A 23781-nucleotide genomic window follows, 5' to 3' on the forward strand; every position below is an offset into this window, starting at 1 on the left:
TTTTTTGCGATTGTAATTATATCTCTCATGGTCACACCTCATCATTTCCGCCGTTAAGGCTTGTATAAATATCGTAGAAAGCGTCCTCAAGGGAGCGTCCCTGCATGAGGTTTTTCCAGTGTATCGTCCGCAACTATCCTGCCGTCCATTATCATGGCAGCTCTGTCACAGACCTTTTTCTACAAGGTCAAAAAGGTGAGTGGAGATTATTACGCACTTGCCTGTTTTTTTCATGTTGAGTATGAACTCGCGGACTTCACGGGCAGCGATGATGTCCAGTCCGTTTGTGGGTTCGTCAAGGATAACGAACTTCGGATCGTGGATAACGGATATTACCAGCGATACCTTTTTGTCTCTGTCCCTGAGAGAGCTTTGCAATAGTGGTATCTGCGAATTTGTTTTATGCCGAACTCGTCAAAGAGGAGCTTTTTTCGCTTTTGCGCAGCGTCCTTTGGTATGTGTGGTAGAGTTCTGCAAAGAAGTCGAACATGATGTTGGGGTGTGGACTTCATGTCGGGTTTCAGATCAGTAGTGAGAAATGCCAGCTGTGAGCGTATCTCCTCGGGCGACTTTACGGCGCTGACGTCATTGTAGAGCGCGTCGCCGCTGTCGGGAGCGAGAAGTGTAGCCAGCATACGCATGGTAGTTGTCTTGCCTGCGCGCCGTTAGGTCCGATAAGTCCGAAGACCTCGCCTGATCTTGCGGTAAAGCTGATACCGTTTACGGCGACCTTTTTCTTTTCTGTGATCCCGAGAGCTTTGGCGTTGTTTTTCACTTATAGTGAATGATTTTACGAGTTTTTTCTGCTTTCAGTATTTCCATTATATCCTCCTTGAAATTATTGGATCATGCTGTGTTCAGGGCACAGCGGTGCATATATATACGTTTGCACACCATTTTTTATTATACATCATAATACATTATTTTTCAATAGCAAAGTCATTTTGTCCTACAGGTATACTCAAAGATATAACCACCGTCATGCGGTGGTTATATCCTGTATTTTACTATATCATGTTATGCATCAGTAAGGGTGGTTCATTGCTATATCAGGAAGAGGCTCTGCATTTTTCGTTGAAGGCTACCTTGGAATACCCCGTTCCGTAAATAGCTTCACCGTTTTCATTTTTGAAGAGCTGTTTCATGATAGTACCTGTTTCTTTATCTACGAGCATTTCTGCGTATTTTATCTTACTTACATTTTCAGCTATCGGGAAACCGCTGTTTTCTGAATAAGAGCCCGTCTGTAAAGCCTGTAGGTATGCCATTAATTGTCATCATATCTGCTTTCAGAAGCAGACATTCTCTACCCATATATTTTTTGCCGTATTCGATCTCAACAGATGAAATATCTATTGTGTTCAGCTTCGCCAATGTACTGATCGGAGATGCAGTGTATGCACAGGAGGACGAGCTTGTAAGGTCAATGCTTCCGTCGAATGTGTAATACTGCTTTGTATCTTCATACTTTTCATAAAAATCATCATAGGAAAGAGCTGTTTTATCGCGGTTGTAAGTGATATAATCATCGGCATCCAAAAAGAAGGATTTACGGTCGTTTTTCAGGTCACAGTACTTTGGGAAGTTGGGATTGCCACGGAATTCCTCGCCAAAAAGTGCACCGTCGGTATTCATGTACATAGTTCTGCCTTCAAAGAAATAATTGTAGTTCATACGGTAAACCGTTTGATGTAAGTACGGGATCGCCGATTCTGTACCAGTTTTCTTCCATGATATCGTTTGATATCACATCGATGCTGACGCTCTCTGCACTCCATAAGCCTGTATCATTTGCAAGATCGAACCAGAATGATGTTATGCAGTCCGAGCCGATGACTTCGCCGCTTATCTTATCCATGAAATGGAAGTCATTGAGCATTCTGCCGATAACAGCTTTTTCTGAGCTCATGTCATATTCGTCAAGGTCAACTTCATCAGCTGAGTATGCCTTATCGGCATTGGGATCGGCAGCTTCGGTGGTCGGTTCAGTGGCAGGCTCGGTCACAGCAGATCCAGAGCTGTCGGTTTTGAATGTGTGCTTGTTCTTCATCAGATACACGCCGCCTGCGATACCGCCTACAAGGATCGTACATGCAGCGGCTGAGGAGATCACTTTTCGGAGAGTGCGGGGACGGTAAGGCTCCGAGCCGCTTACAGATTCCTCGTCAGCGGCTGCAATGCCATTTTTTCTCATATTATACTTTCTTCTGCTCATTTCAAGTATCCTGGTTTTTTTCTTCATTGCCTGCTGCAGGGACTTTTTCGGAAAGGGACTCCAACTCATTTATCTCAGCGTTTTTCCATAATGCCGAAATCAACTTCTTTCTTGTTCGTCATAGTTCTGCCTCCTTTAAAGATATACCAATATTACTCAGCTTATCTTTCAGTTTTTTTATGGCTCGGGAGCATCTTGTCCTGACGTTGGCAGGCTCAAGTGAAACAGAATCTGCTATTTCTTTTGAACTCATGCCGTAGTAGTATTTTTGTATGATGATGATTGAATCGGGTTCTCCAAGCTCTTCCACAAGACGGAGAAGCGTGCTGCGGAGCTCTCCGCGTTCAGCGTTATCGGCAATATCCGTACTGTCTGAAATGCTGTCTGCGTCACTTTCTTCAAGTGAAACTGTCCTTCCGCTTTTTGAATTAAGGCTGTGGAACATATTGATAGCTTTTCTTATCGCCACGGTGCTGATAAAGCCTTTTACATCAGCGTTCTGTACAGATGTTTTGTCAAGGTATTCAAATACGTCTGCAAAGACATCGCTGACACATTCTTCCATATCCTCTTTGACAGCGCAGCTTCTGAGCTTGTTGAAAACGATAGTGTAAACATAGTTGAAATATTCGTCAAACAGCTTGCTCTGAGCTTCCTGCGGAGATCTGGTGAAAAGTATTCGGTATTCCTTGTCCGTCATGACTGATACCTCCATTTATTTGAAAAGTTGTAATGCGCATTTCCGCTTTCATAATATATACTCAAAATGATATTGTAAAGTGTGACACGATCAATGTAAAATTAATGATCACCGTCAGGTGGCAGAAAAAAGAAAGCGATACATCCTGATCCGCAGATGAATCGCAAGTGTCAGTATTATAAAAAAATATTGAGAAAAAGGACTTTCACATTATATCTGTCTGCAATGTTCATATGCTTCAATTGGCTGTATCAGCAGCCCCAGAAGTTGTACATCTCAAAGAATATCATTGCGGATACGGTGATAAGGTTTCCCGCAAAGCATGATATGCTGCGTATTTTTTTGTAGGGGAGCTTCTTTTTTGCTATGAGTGAGTAAGCGGCAGCAAGAAGTGCAAGTACGCAGACTCCAAGGCATAGGAGCTGTGTAATGCCTATGACCATGCCCTGTGTCTTGGTGAGACCGTCGTTGTCACCCTGTATACGAACGACTACAATGGATATCATTGCAGCAAGGGATACTATCTTTGCAAACTGTCCTGCGGTGATGATATGGGCAAAGGACAGGGGAGCAGCCTTGTGTGCCTTGTTTAGCTTCCGCTTTGCAAGGAGTATGAACAGTGACGCAACGCCGCAGAGCATAAAGCCTGCAAGGAGACAGAGCTTGGGTATGTAATGCTTTATTTCAAGGTATTCCGAGCAGCTGTTAAAAAAGCCCCGTCTGCCGTCAGAGTGTTCGACTATGCCGTATATAGCATCATCATAATAATCTTCGGAATGATATTCAAGAAATACATCGTCAGCTACCTTTACAGCGTCTATATTGTCAATTGAGAATGCGTCCATATACAGTATGAATCTTCCCATTCCTGCCGCATGTGTGCGGGTGTCGGAATAGTAGCCGCTGTAGGGCGTCAGATCTGCTTTCTCGAAGTTTTCTCCGATATAGTTCTTGGTCTTCAAGCTTCCGAAAACAAATGAGCACAAATAGTTTGGAAAATCATCGCGGCAGTTTGAAAGACCTACGACTCCGAACTTTGATACGGGATCGAATTCCATATTAGAAACACAGCCAAAGGTACCTCCTGTATGTCCGAAGGAGCGGACGTTGTTGTATTCATGGACGTCAAAGCCATAGCTGAAGCTGGGGATATCAGTGTTTCCGTAGAATGAGGAGCCTGAGAAGAGCTTCTCCTGAGTTTTGGCATTTTTGAACAGGGGGTGGTCGTCGTTGACCAAAGCCTGTGCGAAGGTGGCAAGGTCGCCGATAGTACCCGTTATTGAGCCGCAGGGGTAGAGCTGGTCGTTGAAAAGGCAGGTGCCCTTGGACTTGAATTCTTCAATAATTCCTTCCTCTATTACTCCGTCTTCGTTTTCTTTATACCCGCCATGGGTAGATAAATCATAGCAGATAGTTTTCAGACGCTGCTCTCTTACCCATGGGTTATCTGTAAGGTTAGGAGCTACTGCGGTGTGCTCCATACCGAGTGGCTCGAAGATGTTCTTGTGAATGTAGTCAACGTAGTCCATGCCGCTTACCCGCTGAACGATAAGTCCTGCAAGTGAAGCAGCCCAGTTTGAGTAGGAAGCTACTTCACCGGGACGGTAGGTCTGGGCGGGCTCCACATTTTTGAGAGCTTCTTCAAGTGAGGGCATTTCAGCCATATCCTCTGAGGTGGAGTCGTAGAACTTCTCGCACCAGCCGCCCTTGTGGTTCATGATGTCCATGAGTGTAATTGGATCGTCATATTTAAGGCGGCGGAAGAAGTCATCTGGGAGATATGTGCGGATATCCGCTTCAAGGTCTATCTTTTCCTGTTCCCAGAGCTGCATGATGCTGACCCATGTAAAGGTCTTGCTTATGCTTCCCCATTCAAATACGCTGTTCTCGTCGGCAGGGGTGTGCTCCTCAATATTAGTGCAGCCGTAGTAGCGTGTATAAAGTATCTCGTCCCCGTGAAAAACAAGCTCCACATGAGCGCTGTCAGTCTTGCTGTTTTTGATATTGGTGGGATGTGCGTTTAATTTTTTCTGACTGCTTATAAGTTTACTGACGGTTATTCCCGATGGACATTTCGGCTCGTCTTCATTTTCTGCAAAAGCGCTGAATGGCTGAGTGCAGACTGTAAGCACTGCCGCAGCAATAAAAGCGGCAGTGCTGCGCAGAAATCCTTTCATGTATATCCACCTCCTCAAAGCTCACGGGCTTCATAGTCCACTACCGAGCATACAAGCTGATAGAGTGTGAAGCCGAAGCCGATAAAGATAAGTACGATACTGAGCAGCAGTCCGTTCATGGGAGCTGCCAGCGCCATTATCATATTTAAAAGTACTATAAGTACAGGCTTGAGTATATCTACATTGAATATCAAGATAATGACAGCAGCTATGGCATAGAACAGAGCAATTCCGCCTAAGATTTTAAGGAAGCTTATCAGCAGGGAGTTGCTCTTGCTTGAAATGCCCTTTTTGAAATATCTTCTGTGCTGTCCTGCCATGACTATAAGGGTAACAGCGAAAACAAGCCAGAACATTGAGTTTTCCAGAGCCTTCATCTGTACACCTGTGCCGAAACCGTGTGATACTTCGTATACATCTCTTACGTCCTTGGAAATGGTTATTCCATGAAGCTCACTGAATTTTTCCATTATGAGGTACAGGATAAAAATAATTGCCGAAAATACGGTATATATCCCCGTTGTGAGAGCAAAGCGTGAAATGACAATGCTTTTTCTGTCGGTGGGGATGACTGAGAATATTTTTCCTGCATTGTGAGTCTTTTCTGCCATTGTGATAAACGGCACGAGCATGACTCCCAGTACAACTATGCTGAATACCATGAATATGGCTTCCGTGAGCAGTCCCATGACCACAAACATTGCGGTAAGCAGGAGCATAACGAAGATTCTTGCCTTGTTTCTGCCCTTTGCCGATATGAGGTCCACTCGCATAAGGTCGATCATCTTTTTCATATTGTCCCTCCTTACAGCTCTTTTGCGGACGCCTTTTTAATAGTGACCGTGCAGAAAAGGTATGCCGCAGCTAAGGTAATTGCATTGAGTATAGCAATGGACAGCCATTTGCCTGCCGAAGTTGGCGGCATAATTATATCTCTTAAAGCGCGGAGCTTTCCGTTGTACATCATAACCGATATGAATGCTGTGACGGCTGCAAATACAGCAACTATTATCATAAGCTCACGAATGGCTGTCTCCATGTTCTTTACCTCCGAGCGCATCTGGGCATAGCAGAGAACTATTGTTATGAAAGCAAATGCCGCAGCGGCGAGCAAATATAATTTTTCAAATTTGTAATCGGGCATTGTAGGGAATCTCTCTGCGAAATGGGAAAGCTTTTCGGGGAGTATCTCATACAGAGAGGAGCACTTTACTATTAGCAGACACAGAAAAGACAGCAGTTCTCCTATGAACATAGTAACAAATATTTCCGTGAAAAGTGCCTTTATTACAGCGCTCCTGCTGACAGGCAGTATACCGTAGAGCTTCTTGCAGCTTGAATTGTTGATACCCTGCACGGGGGCGATTATCATTACAAAGCTTACAACACAAAGGATACCGATAGGTAGACTGAACAGTGCCGCAATGATACTTACAATGCCAAATACAGCTACATAAGGAACAGTGAGCCTGCTGACAGAGATAAGGTCAAACCTTATCATTTTCATTATGTCGTTCATGTCTGTCCTCCTTTGCAACATAGACCAGTATCTCGTCGATATTAGCCTTTTCGGTCTCAAGCCCGTCTGATACCTCGCCGAGATACTCAGTACTTAGAAGTGCGTCGAAGCCGTTTCTGTAGCCGTGGAAGCCTATGCATTTTTCGCGCAGGGCAGAGGAGATGTCCTCCTCGGCGCCTCTGAGGATAACGTATTTTTCGCTGAGCTCGTCCTTTGTTCCCGTGAACCACACTCTGCCGTTGTGGAGTATGGTAACGTAGTCGGCGATACGCTCCACATCAGATGTGATATGTGTGGAGAAAAGGACGCTTCTGTTTTCGTTCTCGATGTACTCCGCAAGTATATCAAGGAGCTCATCACGGGCAACAGGGTCAAGTCCGCTGGTAGGCTCGTCAAGTATCATGAAGTCAGCCTTGTGGGACAGTGCGATAGCTATCATGAATTTCATTTTCATGCCCTTTGAGAATTCTCCCACACGCTTGTTATCGGGAAGCCCGAAGGCTCTGAGCCTGCCTGCGAATTCCTTGCTGTCCCAGTCCTTATAGAAGGGTTTCAGCTGCTTTTCTATCTGTTTAGCGGTGAGGTGGTCTGCAAGGTAAAGGCTGTCAAACACCACGCCCAGCTTTTCCTTTATGGTGATAGTGTCTTTAACGCTGTCAAGACCGAAGACGCTTATCTTTCCGCTGTCTATATTTGCCATATTGAGTATGGAGCGGATAGTAGTGGTCTTGCCCGAGCCGTTTTCGCCTACGAAGCCCATGATATACCCTTTTGGCAGGGAAAAGGTGACGTCCTTCAGCGCGAAGCTGTCGTAAGACTTGTTAAGTCCGCTTATCTCAAGAATGTTCTCCATAAATCATTCCTCCAGAAATTTTTTTAGGGCGGCGATGATCTCGTCATCGGAAAGTCCCGCATTTCTGCCGTTAAGTACGGCTTTCTCGAAGCCCTCCTCCATTTCGCACAGCATACGCTCACGGAGGAGCTCATTGTTGCTTGGTGCAACGAAATAGCCCTTGCCTGTGACGGAGATGATAAATCCCTCCTCAGCAAGGTCGTTGTATACTCTTGTAGTTGTGATAACGCTTATCTTCAGATCTCTGGCAAGCTGGCGGATAGACGGCAGCTGCTCGTCCTCTGCGACCTTGCCTTCAAGTATCTGAGCCTTTATCTGCTGCTCTATCTGTTCATAGATAGGCAGCTCGGATTTGTTTTTTATAACTATCTTCATAAGTGCACTCCTGTGTTATACTGTATATATCACTGTATATACAGTATAACACAGTTGTAGCAGTTTGTCAATACCATATCTGTAAATAATTTGTGTCCGTCCTGCAAATGGCGGTATACAGCATTTTTGCAGATGCATAAAACACGCAGTCGGCAAAACAGCCGGCTGCGTGTTCGTTTTATATAGTATTATATTGCCTGTTTTAAGCGGTAAGGTCTTTTTCCTTTTCAAGCAGAGCTTTCCTCATGAGACAAAGATCGAAAATATCAAGGTGATCGTCCTCGCACAGATCAGCGGACTTTCTGTCAGCAAGCTCGGTATCGGGAACGGCAAGCAGCCATTTCTGAAAAAGGAGAAGATCTGAAACGCTGAATTCTCCGTCACCGTTTACGTCGCCCTTTATCCTGACAGCCGTAACCTCTATCTCCTTGAATTTAAAGCCGTGCTTCTCTGCATAGGTCTGTGCAGCAGAGTCCTTGTAGCCGTGAATGACACCTGTGTATCGGATATTACTGATGATATCGCTGCCTGTTGGGTCTGCATTGTCAGGTGTTTCGCAGAATACACATTCGGGATCGAGCAGCGTTATATTTTCAAGCCCATATGGTGAATAGTCTACATATCCCAGTTTTTTGATACCTTCTCCTATGATAACATCTGTTATCCTGCAATGGCCGTATACCCTCCGATCATTTACCCATGACCAGTCAAGTATCTCTCCCGAGCCGTTTATTTTAAGTATCCCTGCATCATCGAGCTCCCAGCTGAAGCTTCCCCCGAACTCTCCCGAATCAATAGTCTCCGCAGAAGCTGTTATTGAATGCGGGAAAACATTATCGCTGCCGTAAGCGGCTGCGTTTCCGATGATGCATGCTGCGAATAACGCAGCTGTTATTTTTTTTCCTTTCATGATCATATCTCCCTTTAAAAATCTTATTCCTGTATGAGCTTATAAGCCGACAGCTTCTTCATTCTGCCTGACATCACAAAGCAGAACACAAAAACCATGACTGTTACTGCAGCTGCTGTTATCAGTATCATAAGCGGCCGGAGCAGCAGATTTGCATTTCGTATGCCGTAGCCGCCGAGTATAAGTGTGAACAGCGGATTCAGAAGAAGATAACCCAGTACCGAACCCGAAACAGCTGCTATTATAGTTGTCGGCATGAGGGACAGCGACAGCTGGCAGCGAAGCTGAGTGCTCGTAAAGCCTACAGCCTTCTTTATGCCGAACTCCCGCTCTTTTTTGATGAATACGGTCTTGAGCAGAAGCCTTATGACAAACAGCACAGTTGCAACACTGAGTATTATCATTACCAGTACAATAAAGCCTACGGCATAAACAGGTGTATTCTCATTGCTTCTCACATGCCTGTAGTAATTCTTAACGTCTGACACGCCGCAATCATCCATTTCTTTTATCGTGCTTAAAACAATATCTACCTTCTTGTCTGTAGCATCTGTTACTCTTGCACGAAGGTAATCATAGGTTGTATTTACGCCTATTGCCTGTGCGCCCTTATCAGTAATATAGATCCTGTTGCTCAGCATAGACTGCTGAAGACCTGTTATAAGATAACGTCCGCTCTCATCTCCGTATTCAATAACTATCTCATCGCCTACCCCAACTCCGAGCCTTTCGGCAACAGTGCTTCCCACTACGACCTCATTGTCCCTGCGCATTATCTCTCCCTCATAAACGCCGCAGTACACATATTCAGGCTCCGTTACATATAAAAGATCAACATCGCCGCCTCCGACACTTGCTGTTGTCCAGCCCAGTCCGTACACCTGCGATATGCCGTTTACATTTTTTATTTTATCTATAGCTTTGTATGATGCCTCGAAAGAAGTGTCCTCAAGGTAGATATAAGCATCGGGAGCATCTCCCTGTATCATTCGCTGAAAATTGGTTATATCCACCTTTGTATTGTAAAACAATAATCCCGAAAAGACCGCAACGAATGCCACAGCCGTTATAATAAAGAATACAGTGATGTTCTGCCCCATATTCTGCATTGAGCTTTTCAGCGCAAGTAGTATATTCAGCTCGCCTTTTGTCTCGCTGAGAGGGAAGTGGTTCTTTTTAAAGCTGTTGGATTTCAGTCCGAATCTGAGAGCTGTTGCAGGGTGGAGCTTCTTTATCTTTCGCGTTGAGAAATACGACACGCACATCATTACTGCAAGCATTCCAACCAGAACTCCCGGTGTTATTACGGGATAAAACCGCTTCTTCCACACGATGCCGCATATTTCCCGAATGAACATCTTTTCAGCAGCAGGAAAGACCAGATAGGAAAGAGCTATTCCGACTGCCGACCCCACAGCTCCGATGATAACATATTCAGCAGTAAGTGCAGCCCTTATCTGTCCCACGGTATACCCCACAGCCCTGAGTGCTCCGATATTGACTATATCCCTGCTGATATTGTTGTTTATGGTGAATATTATCATTATAATGCATATCGCCATGATTATCAGCGCGAACACTGCCATAAAGCCTGCAAGGATATTAACTATTACAGTATAGCTGTCTTTACAAAGCCTTACCGAAAATCCCTCCACATACACTTCTACATTGTTTTGAAGTGAATTCAGTACCTGCTGCATTGACTTATCAATATCTTCGCATTTATCAGCATTTATGTATGCGACCCGAATCGGTGTACCGCCTGATCTTTGCTGAGCTTCACTCAGTTCGGCAAATGACTCATCATCTAAAAGTACTGATATATATGAATATGTGTTGCCCAGGAGCAGATGCTGATATATTCCCGCAACTGTATATTCATACCTGCCAAATTCCGTATCAAGATACATTTTATCACCTGTACAAAGATCATTGCTTATAGCAGTATATGCGTTGATGTATATCCGCCTGCCGCTTACACTGTCATCACGCTTCATAAAATCAAGCCTGTCATAGCCGATGTTATCTCCGAAACGCTGAATTATCCAGCTGGAATCTTTTTTCTCCTTTGAGCATTTGCTCGTAGTTAACTTCAAAGTGTTTAAATACACCAAGTCCTGAACGCTATACGAGTCAATATCATTTTTCGGAGATAGGACACTTTCGATATCTTCAGCGTTTGCATTGGTCATGAACAAATAGTCTGCAATACCTCCGCTGCGTGCATATTCATCATAGAGCTTGGGATACATGGAGGCAAACAATCCTGAATGCAAAAGGAATGTGGCTATTATGATTATCATCAGAAAGACGGACATTATGGTCCTGTCCTTGTGGAAGCCCGACTTTATAAGCTTTACCATCCCATACCCTCCAGAAACTTCCTTACCTTTTCATGGCGCTGCTTGTCTCCGCTGACATACTTGCCCAGCTCACATTCTCCCATGATACCGCCGTCCTGTAAGTATATGATACGATTGCCGCGGCGGACTGACTTTATATCGTGGGTAACCATTACCACGGACTGTCCCGCATTATTGATATTTGTCAGCACATCAAGGACGGACTTTACTCCTGCGCTGTTGAGAGCGCCCGTAGGCTCGTCGGCAAATACGATATCGGGATCATTGATAAGAGCACGCACCATAGCCGAGCGCTGAGCCTCACCGCCTGACAGCTGAGCAGGGAATTTACGGGTGAGCTCCTCGGATATGCCCATTTTTTCAAAAAGCTCCATAGCCTTTGCTTTTAGCTCCTTCTGCTTCTGTCCTGTAAGCATGCCCGTGCTTATTACGTTATCCATGACACTCATGCTGTCAACAAGGTGTATCTGCTGAAATACAAAGCCGCAGTGCTTTCTGCGGAATACTGCAAGCTTGTCGTCGCACATATCCGTAATATCCTCGCCGCAGTAGTTTATCCTGCCCAAAGACGGCTTATCCATTCCCGAAAGCATATACAGCAGGGTGGATTTGCCTGCTCCCGAGGAACCTACTATAACTGTAAAATCGCCCTTGTATATCTCAAGGTCGAGATTCTTTATTACGTGCTGCTGCTTCCCGCCCACTGAAAAGCTTTTGGAAAGCTTATCTGTTCTTACTATGACTTCCTTGTTTTCCATAGCGACCCCCATAAAAATAAGATCATACAGCGCTGTTCTGTATGACCTTATTATATCATATCTGATTTTGGAAATCTTTGTCTGTTCTTTAATTGTTTTTTAAACAAGTCTGAGCCGCAGTGATACCGTAAAGCCCTTGCCGTTGTTATAGCACATGAGCTCGCCGTTCATTTGCTCGATAAAGTATTTTGATATGTACAGTCCGATACCCGAGCCGTCCTTGCCTGCCGCATTTGAACCGCGGCAGAATTTTTCAGTAATGAGTTCAAGCTCCTCGTCGGGAACTCCGCCGCCCTTATCTGCGATCTCCAGTACAAAGAAGTTTTCCTCAAAGAAGCTCCTGATAGTTATGTCTGTGTCCGCATACTTGTACGAATTGGAAATGATATTGCCCACGGTCTGTTCAAGCCTGAGCTTATCCGCATATATGACACAGTCCTTTATATCGGCAGACTTTACCTTTTTAAGAGGATCGCTCTCAGCGATTATGCGTTGAAGCTCCCGTGACGGCAGCTCCTCGGGAGACACTTCAAGCTGTTCCAGCTCTTCAAGAGCGGCATGGAACATATTTGAGACCAGCTTGTCTATTTGGTCTGTCTTGCCGTTTATGGCAGCAAGGGTTTCTTTCTGCTCCGCATTGTCGGACACAAGTTCAAGATAATCCACCATAGCCTTTATAGACGAAACAGGATTCCTTATATCGTGGGACAGCTCTGCAATGAGCTCCTTGCGGCTTTTTACAGCAGCTTCCTCACGCTTGCGCGAAGCCTTCAGCTCCTCGCGCATGATATCGAAGCTCTCAGTAAATGCGCCGAATATGTTGCCTCTGTCCATTTCAAGCGGAGTATCGAGGTCTCCTGCTGCAACTCTGACCGCAAAGTCTTTCAGTCTGCCAAATGGCGCTACTACACGTCGCCTGAGGAAAATAAAGTATCCCACAGAGACCAGAAGCATGATGCCTGCCATGCAGCCTATCATCTTTGTATTCCTGATATCGTCATTGCGTTTCTGTTCCGCATAATTGTTATGAACTATGAGCTTGCCCACAACATTATTATTGCAGACAATATCGCGGATAATGTCAAAATTCCCCGTAGCGGCAGAGACTGTATCGGATATGCCCGCCTTAGTATAACAGAGCAGCCTGCTGTCATTGTCTATAACAGCATAGTCGAATTTTTCACTGCTGTCGGTCAGGACAGCATTTTCAGCGGAGATATCGTTCCAGTTCTCCTCTATACTTATGAGCAGGCGGTTTATCTCCGTCGTATACTGCGGCATGGCTGTTTTTTTGCCTGAATCGAGTATATAGGAGCACATCAGAAAGCTCAGCAGCGAGAAAAATAAAGCATATATTACAATAAAACGCCTTTTCAATTGTTATCCTCCAGCATGAAGCCAACACCCCAGATAGTCTTGATGACAGTTGGATTTCCCGCGTCGTCTTCTATTTTCTCCCTGAGATGACGGATATGAACGTTCAGTGTTACATCGCTGACATAATCTGTTTCCCATACCTTTTCAAAGAACTCGTCCTTGGGGATAACACGGTTCTTGTTTTTCAGCATATACACAAGGAGCTTGAACTCCATAGCTTTCAAGCCGATACTGCTGCCGTTTTTGATAATAGCTGCTTTTCTCATGTCAAAATCAGCATTTCCGATATGTACTATGCCCTCATTGGCTACTCTTTCGTCCGAGCTTTGATTAGCCTCATACCTTTTGAGAGCAGCCTTTACCTTTGCGAGAAGAACTCCCAGAGAAAAGGGCTTGCATATATAATCATCGCCGCCTATACCGAGGGCGAGGAGCATATCGTCTTCCGCCGATCTCGCACTTATAAAGAATATAGGCACGTCCATAGAATTGCGTATCTCCCTGCAAAGATCAAATCCCGAGTCATTTCCGAGATTTATATCAAGAAGTACAAGAGAACAGGTATTTTCACTCAGGAAAGCAAGTGCGTCCTGTGCGTTAAGGACATACTGCGTCTCAACACCTGACATATTGAAGTATTTTGCCGTATATTCGGCAAGCTCACGCTCGTCGTCAATAACGAGTACACTTGTATGCATGTACGCACCCTCTTTCACTGTATTTTGTAACATTATATCATAAGCGGAAGAATTTTTCAAGTGGACAGGATACGGTAATGCGCATTTTATGCTGCGATGCCTGAATGGGAGCGCAGATGCTTACACTCAGTTACGCTTTTCTCTTGAAAAAACAGCATTGCGCTTTTTCGGGATATATGATATAATGAATGAAAGCATTCATTCATATCAGAACATAAACTGACAGAACGGGCTTGAATGAACAAAGCTCTGCATAGCTGAGATCATTTATTAAGCATACAGGGGGTACATTATGAATTGTAAAAGAATAATAGCAGCGCTGCTGTGTGCTGCGATACCGTTTGGGATAGCCGATCTTTCCGCTGCGGCGCCGATAGCTCTTTATGCTGAGGCAGCGACAGTAACCGCCGGCGGCACCTGCGGCAAGAATTTAACATGGCAGCTTGACAGCAGCGGTACTCTGACCGTGAGCGGTACTGGAAATATGGACGAAGCTCTTGATAGGACCCCGTGTCCGTGGAAGGACTTAAAGGACGATATAAAGAAAATAGTTATCGGCAAGGGCGTCACAAGTATCGGAATGGGTATGTTCAGCTACTGCAATAATCTTACCTCATTATCCCTTCCAAGCACGCTGAAAAACATAGATACTTATTCATTTGTGGGCTGTAAATCCCTTACATCAGTAGTTATCCCCAACGGAGTCACAAATATCGGTTCAAGTGCTTTTTTAAGGTGCGAAAAGCTGAGCAGTATTACCATACCCAAGTCCGTAACATATATCGGTGCTCTTGCGTTTTTGGATACGCCGTGGTTTGAATCTCAGAAAAGTATTGATGATCCTTTCATAATAATAAACGGGCTGCTCGTTTATGTGGACTATGATCTTTCGGGAGATGTGGTCATCCACTCTTCTGTCAATAAGATATGCGAACAGGCAGCAGAAAGACGTTCAAAAATAACCTCGCTGACCATTCCAGAAACCGTCACCGAGATAGGCTTTAACGCCTTTTTAAGCTGTTCCTCTCTTAAAACGGTGACAATACCTGCGTCAGTGAAGGAGATCAAACAGCAGGCTTTTTATAAGTGTGAGTCTCTTGAAGAGATATACATACTTAATCCCGAATGTAATATATGTGAACACTGGAACACGACCATTTCCAATGATGAGGAGGAATATTCTGGCGTTATCAGGGGCTATAAAGGCTCTACCGCCGAGAAATATGCCGAGAAATACGGTTATACCTTCAAAGCGCTTGCTCAGCTCGGAGATGTCAACTCTGATGATCATATCAATGCAGTTGATGCTTCTTCGGTGCTTTCATATTACGCCAGTATATCGACGAATAAAGACGGTGGATTTGATTACGGGCAGAAGCTTGCGGCAGATGTTGACCGCAGCGGAGTGATCAATGCTGTAGATGCGTCGAATATTCTTGCTTATTATGCGTTCAATGCTACGAGCAAGGACAAGATAAGCTTTGAAGAATACCTGGAAAATAATTGATTAACGAGGACGGCTTTATGCCGTCCTTTATTTTTTATCGTATATGGCGATTATCCGTATGACAAAAGAAGTACGGTTCCGCCTGCGACGCGAGTTAAAACAGCATTGTGCTTTTGCGAGGGATATGATATAATAAATACAGTTGCAGCGTCACGTTCTGCTTAATCACATCTGATTGCTTAATCGCGATAAGGAGACCGCCGAAAATGATCACAGTCAATCTTTACTACACAAAAAAACGTCAGAGCGATAGTATTTGCCGCTGTTTGAAAAGGATATCGCTGAGATATTCGCCGCGTCATTATAAAGGAGGAACACTATTATGAGCAAAAAGTTAGTCGCATATTTCTCTGCAAGCGGAAACACCGCTGCCCTCGCAAAGAAGCTGGCAGCTGCCGCAGATGCCGATCTTTATGAGATCAAGCCCGCAGTACCATACACAGCTGCTGATCTGAACTGGCAGAACAAGCAGTCCAGAAGCAGTGTTGAAATGTGTGATCATAATTCAAGACCTGAAATTGCTGACGGAGATGCTGATATCGGAGCATACGACACAGTATATATCGGTTTCCCCATATGGTGGTATATCGCACCAACGATAATCAACACTTTCCTTGAAAAATATGATCTCTCAGGGAAACGAATAATCCTGTTTGCCACATCAGGCGGCAGCAGATTCGGAAAAGCCGCAGATAACCTGAGAGTCAGCGCATTGGGTGCAGAGATCATTGAAGGTATCCAGCCATATCTGCATTATCAAGAATACAGTTATCCTTCGGATGGTCCTTGATATGCTGATATATTTCTATTGGACAGCAAAGGTGTATTTCGTTCAAGTGAGAATCGAGAAACTGTTCATAGCCTATACATTATAAAGGGGAGCAACCCAATGTATCTTCTTCACTTTGAGACAATAGGCTTATACGTATATGCCAGTACAGAGACAATCATGAAGAAGGCGTTGAAACAGCTGGGACTTCATAAGTTTGAGAGTAAACGTATTGATACAGCAGAGGGAGATATTCTTCGCATCGACAGGAACGGTAAAATCGCAAGAACACAGTTTGAACCAAAGATCTATCGTTCCAAGTATAGTAGCTGGTTCGATTACGATACCTCTCCTTATTATAACATGCACGAAGAAATACTGCTTGCTTACTGCGGTTGCTATGGCGTTGATAGCTCTGACGTGGAGTTGCTTCTCGATTACGGATATACCTGTGATGAGATTGAGGAGATGCTCATGGATCAAAGCCTGCTCCGTGAAGCACTCAAAGACGTGAAGTTTATGTTACGGTGAAGATATCTATGAGGAGTGTTATGGAGGGGCATTTTGAAGTCTCAAAAAGTACACTTTATTGCACACCTTGAAAACAGGCAAAAAAGTGTACATAAAAGTCCTGTTTTGACTTTTGAGACGTTCCGAAAGTAAGCACCACTTTTGGGGACAGTAAGGAGAAGAACTATGGGCAGAATAGGATATATTAGGGTATCAACGGAACATCAGGAGACAGCTCGTCAGGAAGCTCTAATGAAGCAATATCAGGTCGAGCGTATCTTTGCCGAGAAGATGTCCGGTAAAAATGCTGACCGTCCCGAGTTGAAAGCAATGTTGGAATACGTCCGCGAGGGTGATACGTTATATATCGAAAGCATCAGTAGGCTTGGAAGATCCACCAGAGATCTGCTCAACATAATCGATGTACTTCAGCGGAAACAGGTTACTCTTGTCAGCAGTAAGGAGAACATCGATACCAACACTCCGCAGGGACGATTCGTTCTGTCGATATTTGCGGCGCTCTCAGAGCTTGAACGTGAACAAACCCTACAGAGACAGCGTGAAGGTATCGCTATTGCAAGATCTCAGGGAAAGTACAAAGGTCGGCAGCCTCTACCTATCGACTGGATAAAGTTCGGGCAGCTGTATGAGCAGTGGAAGTCTGGTACTATTACGGCTGTATGGTTTCAGAAAGAGATGGGCCTGCGTGCCAACACATTTTACCGCAGGCTCAAAGAATACGAAAGAAAGTATACATAAATGAGACGGAGCCGGTAATAACCGGCTCCAATCATCTTTCAATAAGGTGGCTGTTTTTATTGCAATATTTCAAAAGCCTAAAAACGACTTATATGACATGCTTTTTTTGTATTTCAATAGACTATAGTCTATTGGCGCACCTGTAATCCGTTCCGCACAAGTCCAATCAGGCATTGTGGAGCATACCAAAATAACAGCATACCCTATTGAAACTGAATAACAGATACAGCTCTCGATTCGTGTTGAGAGCTGTATTTTTTGATGAGAATTTCTGAAAACATATTGACAAGCTTCAATATGTGTGATATAATATAGAAAATCATCAATGTGAGGTGAGCAAATGGAACTGACAAACAAGCAGATCACCGTGATTTTTAAGGCTCTGTGCGATGAGAACCGTGTGCAGATATTCAGGCTTCTGCAAAACGGTGAGAAATGTGCCTGCAAGCTGCTTGAAGCAATACAGTGTACCCAACCTACGCTTTCGCATCACATGAAGATACTCTGTGACAGCGGTCTTGTGGTCGGAAGAAAAGAGGGCAAGTGGATGTATTACTCCATTTCTCCAGAGGGTACGGAGATAGCCGTGAATGTTCTGCGTGAACTGACAAAAGTGTCTGACAGCGGAGAATGCTGCTGTAAATAAAATGTCCGTGGGAACACGGATTTTTATTTGCAGTTCGTATAGATAAATTCAAATATATTTATTGGAGGTAAACTATGAAACACACAGAAATTGCAAGTGAGCTTTTCTCAAAGCGGTATTACTGCTCTCAGGCGGTGCTTGCGGCATTTGCCGAGGAGCTTGGAATGACGAAGGAACAGGCATTGAAAGTCGGAGCTTGCTTCGGCGGCGGTATGTGCAAGGCTGAGGTCTGCGGAGCGTGTACGGGTGCGCTTATGGCTTTAGGGCTTAAATACGGTATGTGCGAAGACGGTGACTTAGAAAGCAAAGAGAGAGCAAACAGCTATGCCGTGCGTTTTCTTGATGAATTTGCGAAACAAAACGGCTCTTATATCTGCCGTGAGCTGCTTGACTGCGATATTTCCACCGATGAGGGCAAGGCTTATGCAAGGACAAAGGGGCTGTTCGCAATGGAATGTCCGAAGATGATAGAGAGTGCTGTGCTGATCGCTGAAAAGCTGATAAACGAATAATTCTGCCGTATGAAAAATACGGCTTTTTATCCCGTGAATAAATCGACTGATTTCAATTTATCTATGGAAGGAGGTGCTTTATGGGAATTTGGGACTTCATACAAGACGAGATTCTCGGTATGAAATGGCTGAACAGGCTTATCGGCTCGTTGCTGAATGCTTGTGGTCTTGATACAAGCGGAAAAATCGGTGGAAGTGTGCAGTTTTTCATTTATGATGTTATCAAGATCATGGTTCTGCTCGGTGTGCTGATATTTCTTATATCCTACATTCAGAGCTACTTTCCGCCTGAGAGGACAAAGAAGATACTTGGCAGGTTTCACGGTATCGGCGCAAACTGTATCGCAGCACTGCTCGGCACGGTCACACCGTTCTGTTCATGCTCGTCCATACCGTTATTCATGGGATTCACAAGTGCAGGACTTCCACTTGGAGTAACATTCTCGTTCCTTATCTCATCGCCAATGGTTGACCTCGGCTCCCTTATTCTTCTGATGAGCATATTCGGCTGGAAGGTCGCTGTGGTGTATGTGATCGTCGGACTTGTCATAGCTGTGGTCGGCGGTACGCTGATCGAAAAGCTGCACCTTGAAAGTGAGGTCGAGGAGTTTATCCGCAACGGCAAGAGTATTGACACTCCGCAGAACGAGCTGACAAAGCGTGACAGGCTGAAATACTCATGGAAACAGGTCACGGGAACTGTGAAAAAGGTCTTTACCTATGTCATATTGGGTGTAGGTATCGGTGCAGTTATCCATAACTGGATACCCGAAGAATGGGTGATAAAGCTGCTCGGCACAGGAAATCCGTTCGGCGTTATCATAGCAACTGTCTGCGGAATACCGATGTATGCGGATATATTCGGCTGTATCCCCATAGCTGAAGCTCTGCTTGCAAAGGGTGCAAGGCTTGGAGTGGTACTCAGTTTTATGATGGGAGTCACCACGCTTTCGCTGCCGTCGATGATCATGCTGAAAAAAGCGATCAAGCCAAAGCTGTTAGGCATTTTCATCGCTATCTGTACGGTTGGAATTATCCTTGTTGGGTATTTCTTCAATATCATTCAAATCTATATCATTTAGGAGGAAACTATATGGCTCTGTTTGGAAAGAAAAAGGAAGAAATAAAAGCTGAAACATCCTGCTGTTGTGGCTGTGGGCAGTCTGCCAGTGAGGTCACATCGACCTGTTGCGGAGAAAAGGTCAAGGGTATCTGCTGTATCAAAGTCCTCGGTTCGGGCTGTAAGTCCTGTCATCAGCTATATGAAAACACTCTGAAAGCTGTGGAAGAGTTGGGAATCGAGGTCGAGTACATCACCGATATGCAAAAGATCATGGAGTACGGCGCAATGTCAATGCCTGCGCTTGTAATCAATGAGAAGGTCGTGTCGGTGGGCAGAGTTTTGAAGCCTGCGGAGATCTCTGCTCTGGTAAGCGATATGACAGGTAAGTCGGGGTGTAAATGATGAACAAGCCAAAGGTCGCATTTATGGCAGCGAGAATACCGATGAAAAGGAGCAAGACTGCTTCGCTAAGGCGTTATTCCGCTAGCAACGGTAACATTCATTAAAAGTTTTTGTTAATGAATATTATTATATAGAAATCAGCTCCCGTGTGAGGGAGCTGCTTCTTTCATAACATTATATCGCCTTTTCTTCGTGTGAATTTCGTGTGAAAACGTGTGAAAAATAACTTTTTTTTCTCACACGGAGCTGCAAAAATGCAGTTGAAACTGCTTCAGATAGATAAGAGAAAAGCCTGTATTTCGGTGCTTTCCTCGAAATACAGGCTTTAGTAATTTGGCAGGGGCAGAAGGACTTGAACCCTCGGCACGCGGTTTTGGAGACCGCTGCTCTACCAACTGAGCTATACCCCTATGTTATCAAGTGTTATGAGCTAATCACAACATAATAATTATATCAGAAACGATGATAGCTGTCAAGAGATTTCAGAAAAAATTATTTTTTAATTAAATTAAGAGCAGAGCTCACAACTGATCGGCAGGGGATAGTGTTTGAGAGAATATAAATAAGCCCGAAAGTGATTCATGAAGAATCCTTTCGGGCTGTATTTATGGTGTGATACTTGGACCTTTAATGATTATGCTTTAAGAGTGCTGTTGATTACTTCAAAGCGCTTGAGGAGGAAGTCGATAACGGAGACGCTGTTGCTTCCGAACATTCCTCCGCCGCCACCGCCGCCGTTCCAATTGAAACCGCCGCCGAAGCCGCCCTCGAATGCCCAGCTCTGGTCGAATTCAGCATCTGCATCGGGCTCGTCGGAATTGAACTGGAAGTTCCACTGACCGCCGTTATTGCCGCCGTTCCAGTTGAAGCCGCCATTATTGCCGCCGTTGTTATCGCCGTTCCAGTTGAAGCCGCCGTTGTTGCCGCCATTGTTATTTCCGCCGTTATTGTTGCCGCCGTTCCAGTTAAAGCCGCCATTACCGCCGTTGCCGCCAACTTGGAGACCGTTTGCGCTCTTGGTAGTAGATGTTACGAACTGGTCAACAGAGAATGCGAAGCGGGGATCAGCTTCAACGTGTGGACGGATCATCTGAGCATAATTTGAAACGTACTGCTCGGGGTTCTTGTAGTAATTCATGATCTCCTTAACATAGCCTGCGTACATATCATAGTACTCGGGGATCTGGAGGAGCTTTGCAAAAGGACGGTTGTCTACAGTTGCATTGTAGAGGCTTGTATTGATGTCTGAGTTTACAGAGCTTGCGCCGTCCATGAATATACCTAAGCAGAGGTTGTAGTCCCAGCCTACGAAGTAGTGCTTGCCGCCTGTATAGATAAGGTAGTAGTTATGAGCAAGTGAGCCGTTGTAGCTGTCGTAGTTGCACATTACAGAGTTTACAGCGAATCCCTTGAGGAAGCTTGGAACGTCCATGATGTCCTCGATGAACTTATAGTTGGAAGTAGTCATCTTGTTGATAGCTGTCTTGAGCTCTTCAAGGTGTGTGAGCTGCTCGTCGTTGCCGAACTTGAGGTCAAGGTTGCTGACGGGCATCTTCTCGGTGAATGTGCTGTAGCTGTCGCCGCCGCCGAAGCCGCCCCACATACCGCCGCCGCCTGCCTGATTGCTTCTCTCGGTAGCCTTGTAGAGGTTGGAGTCGTCATCGATAGCATAGCGCTCAGCAAGTGTTGTACCGGGCTGCTCCAGTGCGAAATAGAAGCTGTAGAGCTTGCCGTTTACGTACATATCGGTGTAGCTGCTTTTTGGAGCAACACCGTCAATTGTATACATAGCGTCGTAGCAGATAAGGTCTCTCATGCATGAAGCGTCTGAGTAGAAGTTGTTTACACAGAATTCTGTGAGACCGCGGTAGTTATTGAGCTTTTCGTACTTGTCAAGCTTGAAGCGGAAGCTGTACTTGCCGTTGCTTACCATCATACGTGAACTGTTGCCCTTGGTTCTGATACCGACGTTCTTGATCTCCTCGCCGTCGATAACAAGGTCACATGGGTACCACTCTTCGTTCTGTGCAGGTGCGCCCATGAATGTGCTCCAGTCGTTATCGGGCATTTTAACTTCGATCTTGTGGATCTGCTTGAGATCGAAGAAGCTGCCGTAGAGCTGCTCCTCGTTCTCCATGTCGTTGTTTACGTCCTTGTATGCAGCAGGCTTGCCGCCCTTGAAGGTGCTGCCGCTGCTGTGCTTCATCTTGATGCCGCCTGCGAAGAGCTTATACTCACCGCTGCCGATCTCGGGAGATGAAACGATAGCGTACTTATACTTCTTTGGTGTATTATGGTCAAAGATGATATTGTTTGAAGAATCGGTAACTGCTATCGGATTATTCTTTGTCCACTCCTTTGTGAAGTCAAGCATAAGAGTGTTCTGCTCTGTGGAAGTGAGGTTCTCGCACTGGTTATCGGTAGCTGTAGCGAGGAGCTCGCCGCCTGTGATACCGATAGTGCCTGCGCTTGTGAGACCCTTGTCACCGAATGCGCCGATCTTACCGCCTGAGATATTGATAGCTGTCTCAGCCTGGATAGCGTCCTTGCCGCACTTGATGTTTACTTCGCCGTCTTCGATATCAACGTTGCCCTTTGAGGACTTGATACCGTCGCCCTCGGACTTGATATTGAGCTGACCGCCCTTGACTGTAACGGAAACCTTGCCCTTTACAGCGTCGTTAGCCTCAGTCTCGTTGAGTGTATCAATATTTGTTGTACCGCCTGTGAACTTGATATCGTTGTTGCAGACGATAGCAGGCTGAACGTTAGCGGTGATATTGAGGATACCTGTACCTGCGTCGCCGCCCTTGATGGTAAGGTCGTCCTTAGCCTCAATAACGGCATCGGTCTGATTGTCACCTGCATAAGGTGAAGTGCCGTCTGAAAGTGTATTCTCGGTGCCGTCAGCAAGAGTGATAGAGGTCTTGTCTGCGTTCTTGACAAGTACAGCAGGAGCGTTCTTGCCTGTGATGTTAACGCCGTTGAATACGAGCTTTACTGTGTCGGGATCAGCATTTGCATCGGGAACCTCAACGTAGATCTGTCCGTCATCGAGAGTACCGTCGATGGTATAGCTTCCCGAGTGTGAGATAGTTACCTTTGAGCCGTTAGCCTCGGCGTATTTACCCTCAACAGTGATAGAGCTGCCCTTGAGGTGGATCTTTGTGTCAACGTCCTCCTTGGGGAGTGTTGTCACTGTGGGCTCGGGAGCTGTAGTTGTAATAACGGTTGTAGTAGCATTATTTGTAACAGTTGTAGTTGCAGTCGTAGTTGTGCTGCCCGCAGTGCTGCTGTAGCTCTCGGGAAGTTCCTTTATAATGCCGAGAAGATAACGCTGTATTGAAAGAGCGTCGTTTGATGTAAGTCCGTTGCCGCGTTCGGAAACGTCAGCCATGTCTGTTCCTTCGGGAGTGATGTGCTTCTCGTATGTGCCTGTGGTGCCGTACTTTGAAGGATTAGCCAGAGACTGCATTATGAGTACGCAGTCGGACATATCCACAGCTCCGTCAAGATTGGCGTCGCCGTACAGCTTGTCGGCAGCTGAACCGCTGAGCGTAAGGGCTGCTGCGGAGCCGACTATACAGGCAGAAAGTATGCCTGCGATTAAGCTTTTCTTCTTCATTTTTGATTCCTCCTAAAAGTGTTATCGTGAAGTCATCGTTAAT

Annotated in this window: 26 protein-coding genes and 1 tRNA gene; 8 read left to right on the plus strand and 19 right to left on the minus strand. The window is 45.2% G+C overall.

Annotation, left to right across the window (positions count from 1 at the left end; all coding sequences use genetic code 11):
• Window positions 1–165: 165 nt before the first annotated feature.
• The 17 genes from N774_RS19560 to N774_RS0116290 all read right to left on the minus strand — a co-directional run bounded on the left by N774_RS19560 (window position 166) and on the right by N774_RS0116290 (window position 13945).
• Complete coding sequence (locus N774_RS19560) at window positions 166–378, minus strand: hypothetical protein (protein WP_024862233.1); 213 nt, start codon at window positions 376–378, stop codon at window positions 166–168.
• Entirely contained in the window at window positions 333–635 is a 303-nt protein-coding gene (locus N774_RS19565; RefSeq protein ID WP_196231581.1) for a hypothetical protein, read from the minus strand. Before N774_RS19565 ends, N774_RS19560 begins: the two co-directional genes overlap by 46 nt.
• Window positions 572–775: a hypothetical protein gene (locus N774_RS19570; protein WP_196231582.1), complete on the minus strand. Its 204-nt coding sequence runs from the start codon at window positions 773–775 to the stop codon at window positions 572–574. Before N774_RS19570 ends, N774_RS19565 begins: the two co-directional genes overlap by 64 nt.
• Before the next feature lie 274 nt (window positions 776–1049).
• The gene (locus N774_RS20050) at window positions 1050–1175 is read right to left on the minus strand and encodes a hypothetical protein (RefSeq protein WP_278245181.1); all 126 of its coding nucleotides are present in this window, start codon (window positions 1173–1175) and stop codon (window positions 1050–1052) included.
• A gap of 28 nt (window positions 1176–1203) precedes the next feature.
• Window positions 1204–1674 carry a hypothetical protein gene (locus tag N774_RS0116225; protein WP_024862234.1) on the minus strand — a complete coding sequence of 157 codons (471 nt, stop codon included), beginning with the start codon at window positions 1672–1674 and terminating at the stop codon, window positions 1204–1206.
• On the minus strand, window positions 1652–2242 hold the full coding sequence (locus N774_RS0116230; RefSeq protein ID WP_155250460.1) for a hypothetical protein: 591 nt from the start codon (window positions 2240–2242) through the stop codon (window positions 1652–1654). The genes N774_RS0116225 and N774_RS0116230 overlap by 23 nt, the downstream gene beginning before the upstream one ends.
• Before the next feature lie 91 nt (window positions 2243–2333).
• Window positions 2334–2930: an RNA polymerase sigma factor gene (locus N774_RS0116240; protein ID WP_242836697.1), complete on the minus strand. Its 597-nt coding sequence runs from the start codon at window positions 2928–2930 to the stop codon at window positions 2334–2336.
• 236 nt (window positions 2931–3166) lie between these two features.
• Complete coding sequence (locus N774_RS18575; RefSeq protein ID WP_024862236.1) at window positions 3167–5092, minus strand: serine hydrolase domain-containing protein; 1926 nt, start codon at window positions 5090–5092, stop codon at window positions 3167–3169.
• 14 nt (window positions 5093–5106) lie between these two features.
• Window positions 5107–5886 carry an ABC-2 transporter permease gene (locus tag N774_RS0116250; RefSeq protein ID WP_024862211.1) on the minus strand — a complete coding sequence of 260 codons (780 nt, stop codon included), beginning with the start codon at window positions 5884–5886 and terminating at the stop codon, window positions 5107–5109.
• A gap of 11 nt (window positions 5887–5897) precedes the next feature.
• Complete coding sequence (locus tag N774_RS0116255; RefSeq protein WP_024862237.1) at window positions 5898–6611, minus strand: hypothetical protein; 714 nt, start codon at window positions 6609–6611, stop codon at window positions 5898–5900.
• Window positions 6580–7464: an ABC transporter ATP-binding protein gene (locus N774_RS0116260; RefSeq protein WP_024862213.1), complete on the minus strand. Its 885-nt coding sequence runs from the start codon at window positions 7462–7464 to the stop codon at window positions 6580–6582. Before N774_RS0116260 ends, N774_RS0116255 begins: the two co-directional genes overlap by 32 nt.
• A gap of 3 nt (window positions 7465–7467) precedes the next feature.
• Window positions 7468–7839, minus strand: coding sequence for a GntR family transcriptional regulator (locus tag N774_RS0116265; RefSeq protein ID WP_024862214.1), 372 nt, complete (start codon window positions 7837–7839; stop codon window positions 7468–7470).
• 202 nt (window positions 7840–8041) lie between these two features.
• On the minus strand, window positions 8042–8749 hold the full coding sequence (locus N774_RS0116270; RefSeq protein ID WP_024862238.1) for a dockerin type I repeat-containing protein: 708 nt from the start codon (window positions 8747–8749) through the stop codon (window positions 8042–8044).
• A 23-nt stretch (window positions 8750–8772) separates the two neighbouring features.
• Complete coding sequence (locus tag N774_RS0116275) at window positions 8773–11112, minus strand: ABC transporter permease (protein WP_024862239.1); 2340 nt, start codon at window positions 11110–11112, stop codon at window positions 8773–8775.
• Complete coding sequence (locus tag N774_RS0116280) at window positions 11106–11870, minus strand: ABC transporter ATP-binding protein (protein ID WP_024862240.1); 765 nt, start codon at window positions 11868–11870, stop codon at window positions 11106–11108. The genes N774_RS0116275 and N774_RS0116280 overlap by 7 nt, the downstream gene beginning before the upstream one ends.
• Before the next feature lie 99 nt (window positions 11871–11969).
• Window positions 11970–13151: a HAMP domain-containing sensor histidine kinase gene (locus N774_RS0116285; protein WP_242836700.1), complete on the minus strand. Its 1182-nt coding sequence runs from the start codon at window positions 13149–13151 to the stop codon at window positions 11970–11972.
• Window positions 13152–13243: 92 nt separating this feature from the next.
• A complete protein-coding gene (locus N774_RS0116290; RefSeq protein ID WP_024862242.1) occupies window positions 13244–13945 on the minus strand; it encodes a response regulator transcription factor in 702 nt (233 codons plus the stop codon).
• A gap of 292 nt (window positions 13946–14237) precedes the next feature.
• Here N774_RS0116290 and N774_RS18580 point away from each other — a divergent pair, with 292 nt between their 5' ends.
• The 8 genes from N774_RS18580 (at window position 14238) to N774_RS0116330 (ending at window position 20113) form a co-directional block, all read left to right on the plus strand.
• Entirely contained in the window at window positions 14238–15452 is a 1215-nt protein-coding gene (locus N774_RS18580) for a leucine-rich repeat protein (protein WP_024862243.1), read from the plus strand.
• 322 nt (window positions 15453–15774) lie between these two features.
• Entirely contained in the window at window positions 15775–16242 is a 468-nt protein-coding gene (locus N774_RS0116300) for a flavodoxin (RefSeq protein ID WP_024862244.1), read from the plus strand.
• A 159-nt stretch (window positions 16243–16401) separates the two neighbouring features.
• Window positions 16402–16752, plus strand: coding sequence for a hypothetical protein (locus tag N774_RS17805; protein WP_242836702.1), 351 nt, complete (start codon window positions 16402–16404; stop codon window positions 16750–16752).
• Between the two features lie 165 nt (window positions 16753–16917).
• The gene (locus N774_RS0116310) at window positions 16918–17490 is read left to right on the plus strand and encodes a recombinase family protein (protein WP_024862245.1); all 573 of its coding nucleotides are present in this window, start codon (window positions 16918–16920) and stop codon (window positions 17488–17490) included.
• A gap of 340 nt (window positions 17491–17830) precedes the next feature.
• Window positions 17831–18136 carry an ArsR/SmtB family transcription factor gene (locus N774_RS0116315; protein ID WP_024862246.1) on the plus strand — a complete coding sequence of 102 codons (306 nt, stop codon included), beginning with the start codon at window positions 17831–17833 and terminating at the stop codon, window positions 18134–18136.
• Between the two features lie 74 nt (window positions 18137–18210).
• Window positions 18211–18648 (plus strand): C-GCAxxG-C-C family protein, encoded by a 438-nt coding sequence (locus N774_RS0116320; protein ID WP_024862247.1) that lies wholly within the window; start codon window positions 18211–18213, stop codon window positions 18646–18648.
• A gap of 80 nt (window positions 18649–18728) precedes the next feature.
• Window positions 18729–19730 (plus strand): permease, encoded by a 1002-nt coding sequence (locus tag N774_RS0116325; protein WP_024862248.1) that lies wholly within the window; start codon window positions 18729–18731, stop codon window positions 19728–19730.
• A gap of 11 nt (window positions 19731–19741) precedes the next feature.
• A complete protein-coding gene (locus tag N774_RS0116330) occupies window positions 19742–20113 on the plus strand; it encodes a thioredoxin family protein (protein ID WP_024862249.1) in 372 nt (123 codons plus the stop codon).
• A gap of 334 nt (window positions 20114–20447) precedes the next feature.
• Here the strand turns inward: N774_RS0116330 and N774_RS0116335 are convergent.
• Window positions 20448–20523 (minus strand) — tRNA-Trp (locus N774_RS0116335).
• Between the two features lie 224 nt (window positions 20524–20747).
• On the minus strand, window positions 20748–23738 hold the full coding sequence (locus N774_RS0116340) for a carbohydrate-binding domain-containing protein (RefSeq protein ID WP_024862250.1): 2991 nt from the start codon (window positions 23736–23738) through the stop codon (window positions 20748–20750).
• Window positions 23739–23781 lie beyond the last annotated feature (43 nt).

This window comes from Ruminococcus flavefaciens AE3010 (genome assembly GCF_000526795.1).
GTDB classification, from domain to species: domain Bacteria; phylum Bacillota; class Clostridia; order Oscillospirales; family Ruminococcaceae; genus Ruminococcus; species Ruminococcus flavefaciens_D.

Excerpts from the sequence above, each read along its gene's own strand:
- N774_RS0116265 (WP_024862214.1), bottom strand. The coding sequence starts at position 7,839 with ATGAAGATAGTTATAAAAAACAAATCCGAGCTGCCTATCTATGAACAG.
- N774_RS0116270 (WP_024862238.1), bottom strand. The coding sequence starts at position 8,749 with ATGAAAGGAAAAAAAATAACAGCTGCGTTATTCGCAGCATGCATCATC.
- N774_RS0116225 (WP_024862234.1), bottom strand. The coding sequence starts at position 1,674 with ATGAACTACAATTATTTCTTTGAAGGCAGAACTATGTACATGAATACC.
- N774_RS0116255 (WP_024862237.1), bottom strand. The coding sequence starts at position 6,611 with ATGAACGACATAATGAAAATGATAAGGTTTGACCTTATCTCTGTCAGC.
- N774_RS0116250 (WP_024862211.1), bottom strand. The coding sequence starts at position 5,886 with ATGAAAAAGATGATCGACCTTATGCGAGTGGACCTCATATCGGCAAAG.
- N774_RS0116300 (WP_024862244.1), top strand. The coding sequence starts at position 15,775 with ATGAGCAAAAAGTTAGTCGCATATTTCTCTGCAAGCGGAAACACCGCT.
- N774_RS0116290 (WP_024862242.1), bottom strand. The coding sequence starts at position 13,945 with ATGCATACAAGTGTACTCGTTATTGACGACGAGCGTGAGCTTGCCGAA.
- N774_RS18575 (WP_024862236.1), bottom strand. The coding sequence starts at position 5,092 with ATGAAAGGATTTCTGCGCAGCACTGCCGCTTTTATTGCTGCGGCAGTG.
- N774_RS0116310 (WP_024862245.1), top strand. The coding sequence starts at position 16,918 with ATGGGCAGAATAGGATATATTAGGGTATCAACGGAACATCAGGAGACA.
- N774_RS0116285 (WP_242836700.1), bottom strand. The coding sequence starts at position 13,151 with ATGCCGCAGTATACGACGGAGATAAACCGCCTGCTCATAAGTATAGAG.
- N774_RS0116240 (WP_242836697.1), bottom strand. The coding sequence starts at position 2,930 with ATGGAGGTATCAGTCATGACGGACAAGGAATACCGAATACTTTTCACC.
- N774_RS20050 (WP_278245181.1), bottom strand. The coding sequence starts at position 1,175 with ATGCTCGTAGATAAAGAAACAGGTACTATCATGAAACAGCTCTTCAAA.
- N774_RS17805 (WP_242836702.1), top strand. The coding sequence starts at position 16,402 with ATGAAGAAGGCGTTGAAACAGCTGGGACTTCATAAGTTTGAGAGTAAA.
- N774_RS0116325 (WP_024862248.1), top strand. The coding sequence starts at position 18,729 with ATGGGAATTTGGGACTTCATACAAGACGAGATTCTCGGTATGAAATGG.
- N774_RS0116320 (WP_024862247.1), top strand. The coding sequence starts at position 18,211 with ATGAAACACACAGAAATTGCAAGTGAGCTTTTCTCAAAGCGGTATTAC.
- N774_RS0116330 (WP_024862249.1), top strand. The coding sequence starts at position 19,742 with ATGGCTCTGTTTGGAAAGAAAAAGGAAGAAATAAAAGCTGAAACATCC.
- N774_RS0116315 (WP_024862246.1), top strand. The coding sequence starts at position 17,831 with ATGGAACTGACAAACAAGCAGATCACCGTGATTTTTAAGGCTCTGTGC.
- N774_RS0116280 (WP_024862240.1), bottom strand. The coding sequence starts at position 11,870 with ATGGAAAACAAGGAAGTCATAGTAAGAACAGATAAGCTTTCCAAAAGC.
- N774_RS0116230 (WP_155250460.1), bottom strand. The coding sequence starts at position 2,242 with ATGAAGAAAAAAACCAGGATACTTGAAATGAGCAGAAGAAAGTATAAT.
- N774_RS0116260 (WP_024862213.1), bottom strand. The coding sequence starts at position 7,464 with ATGGAGAACATTCTTGAGATAAGCGGACTTAACAAGTCTTACGACAGC.
- N774_RS0116275 (WP_024862239.1), bottom strand. The coding sequence starts at position 11,112 with ATGGTAAAGCTTATAAAGTCGGGCTTCCACAAGGACAGGACCATAATG.
- N774_RS18580 (WP_024862243.1), top strand. The coding sequence starts at position 14,238 with ATGAATTGTAAAAGAATAATAGCAGCGCTGCTGTGTGCTGCGATACCG.
- N774_RS19565 (WP_196231581.1), bottom strand. The coding sequence starts at position 635 with ATGCTGGCTACACTTCTCGCTCCCGACAGCGGCGACGCGCTCTACAAT.
- N774_RS0116340 (WP_024862250.1), bottom strand. The coding sequence starts at position 23,738 with ATGAAGAAGAAAAGCTTAATCGCAGGCATACTTTCTGCCTGTATAGTC.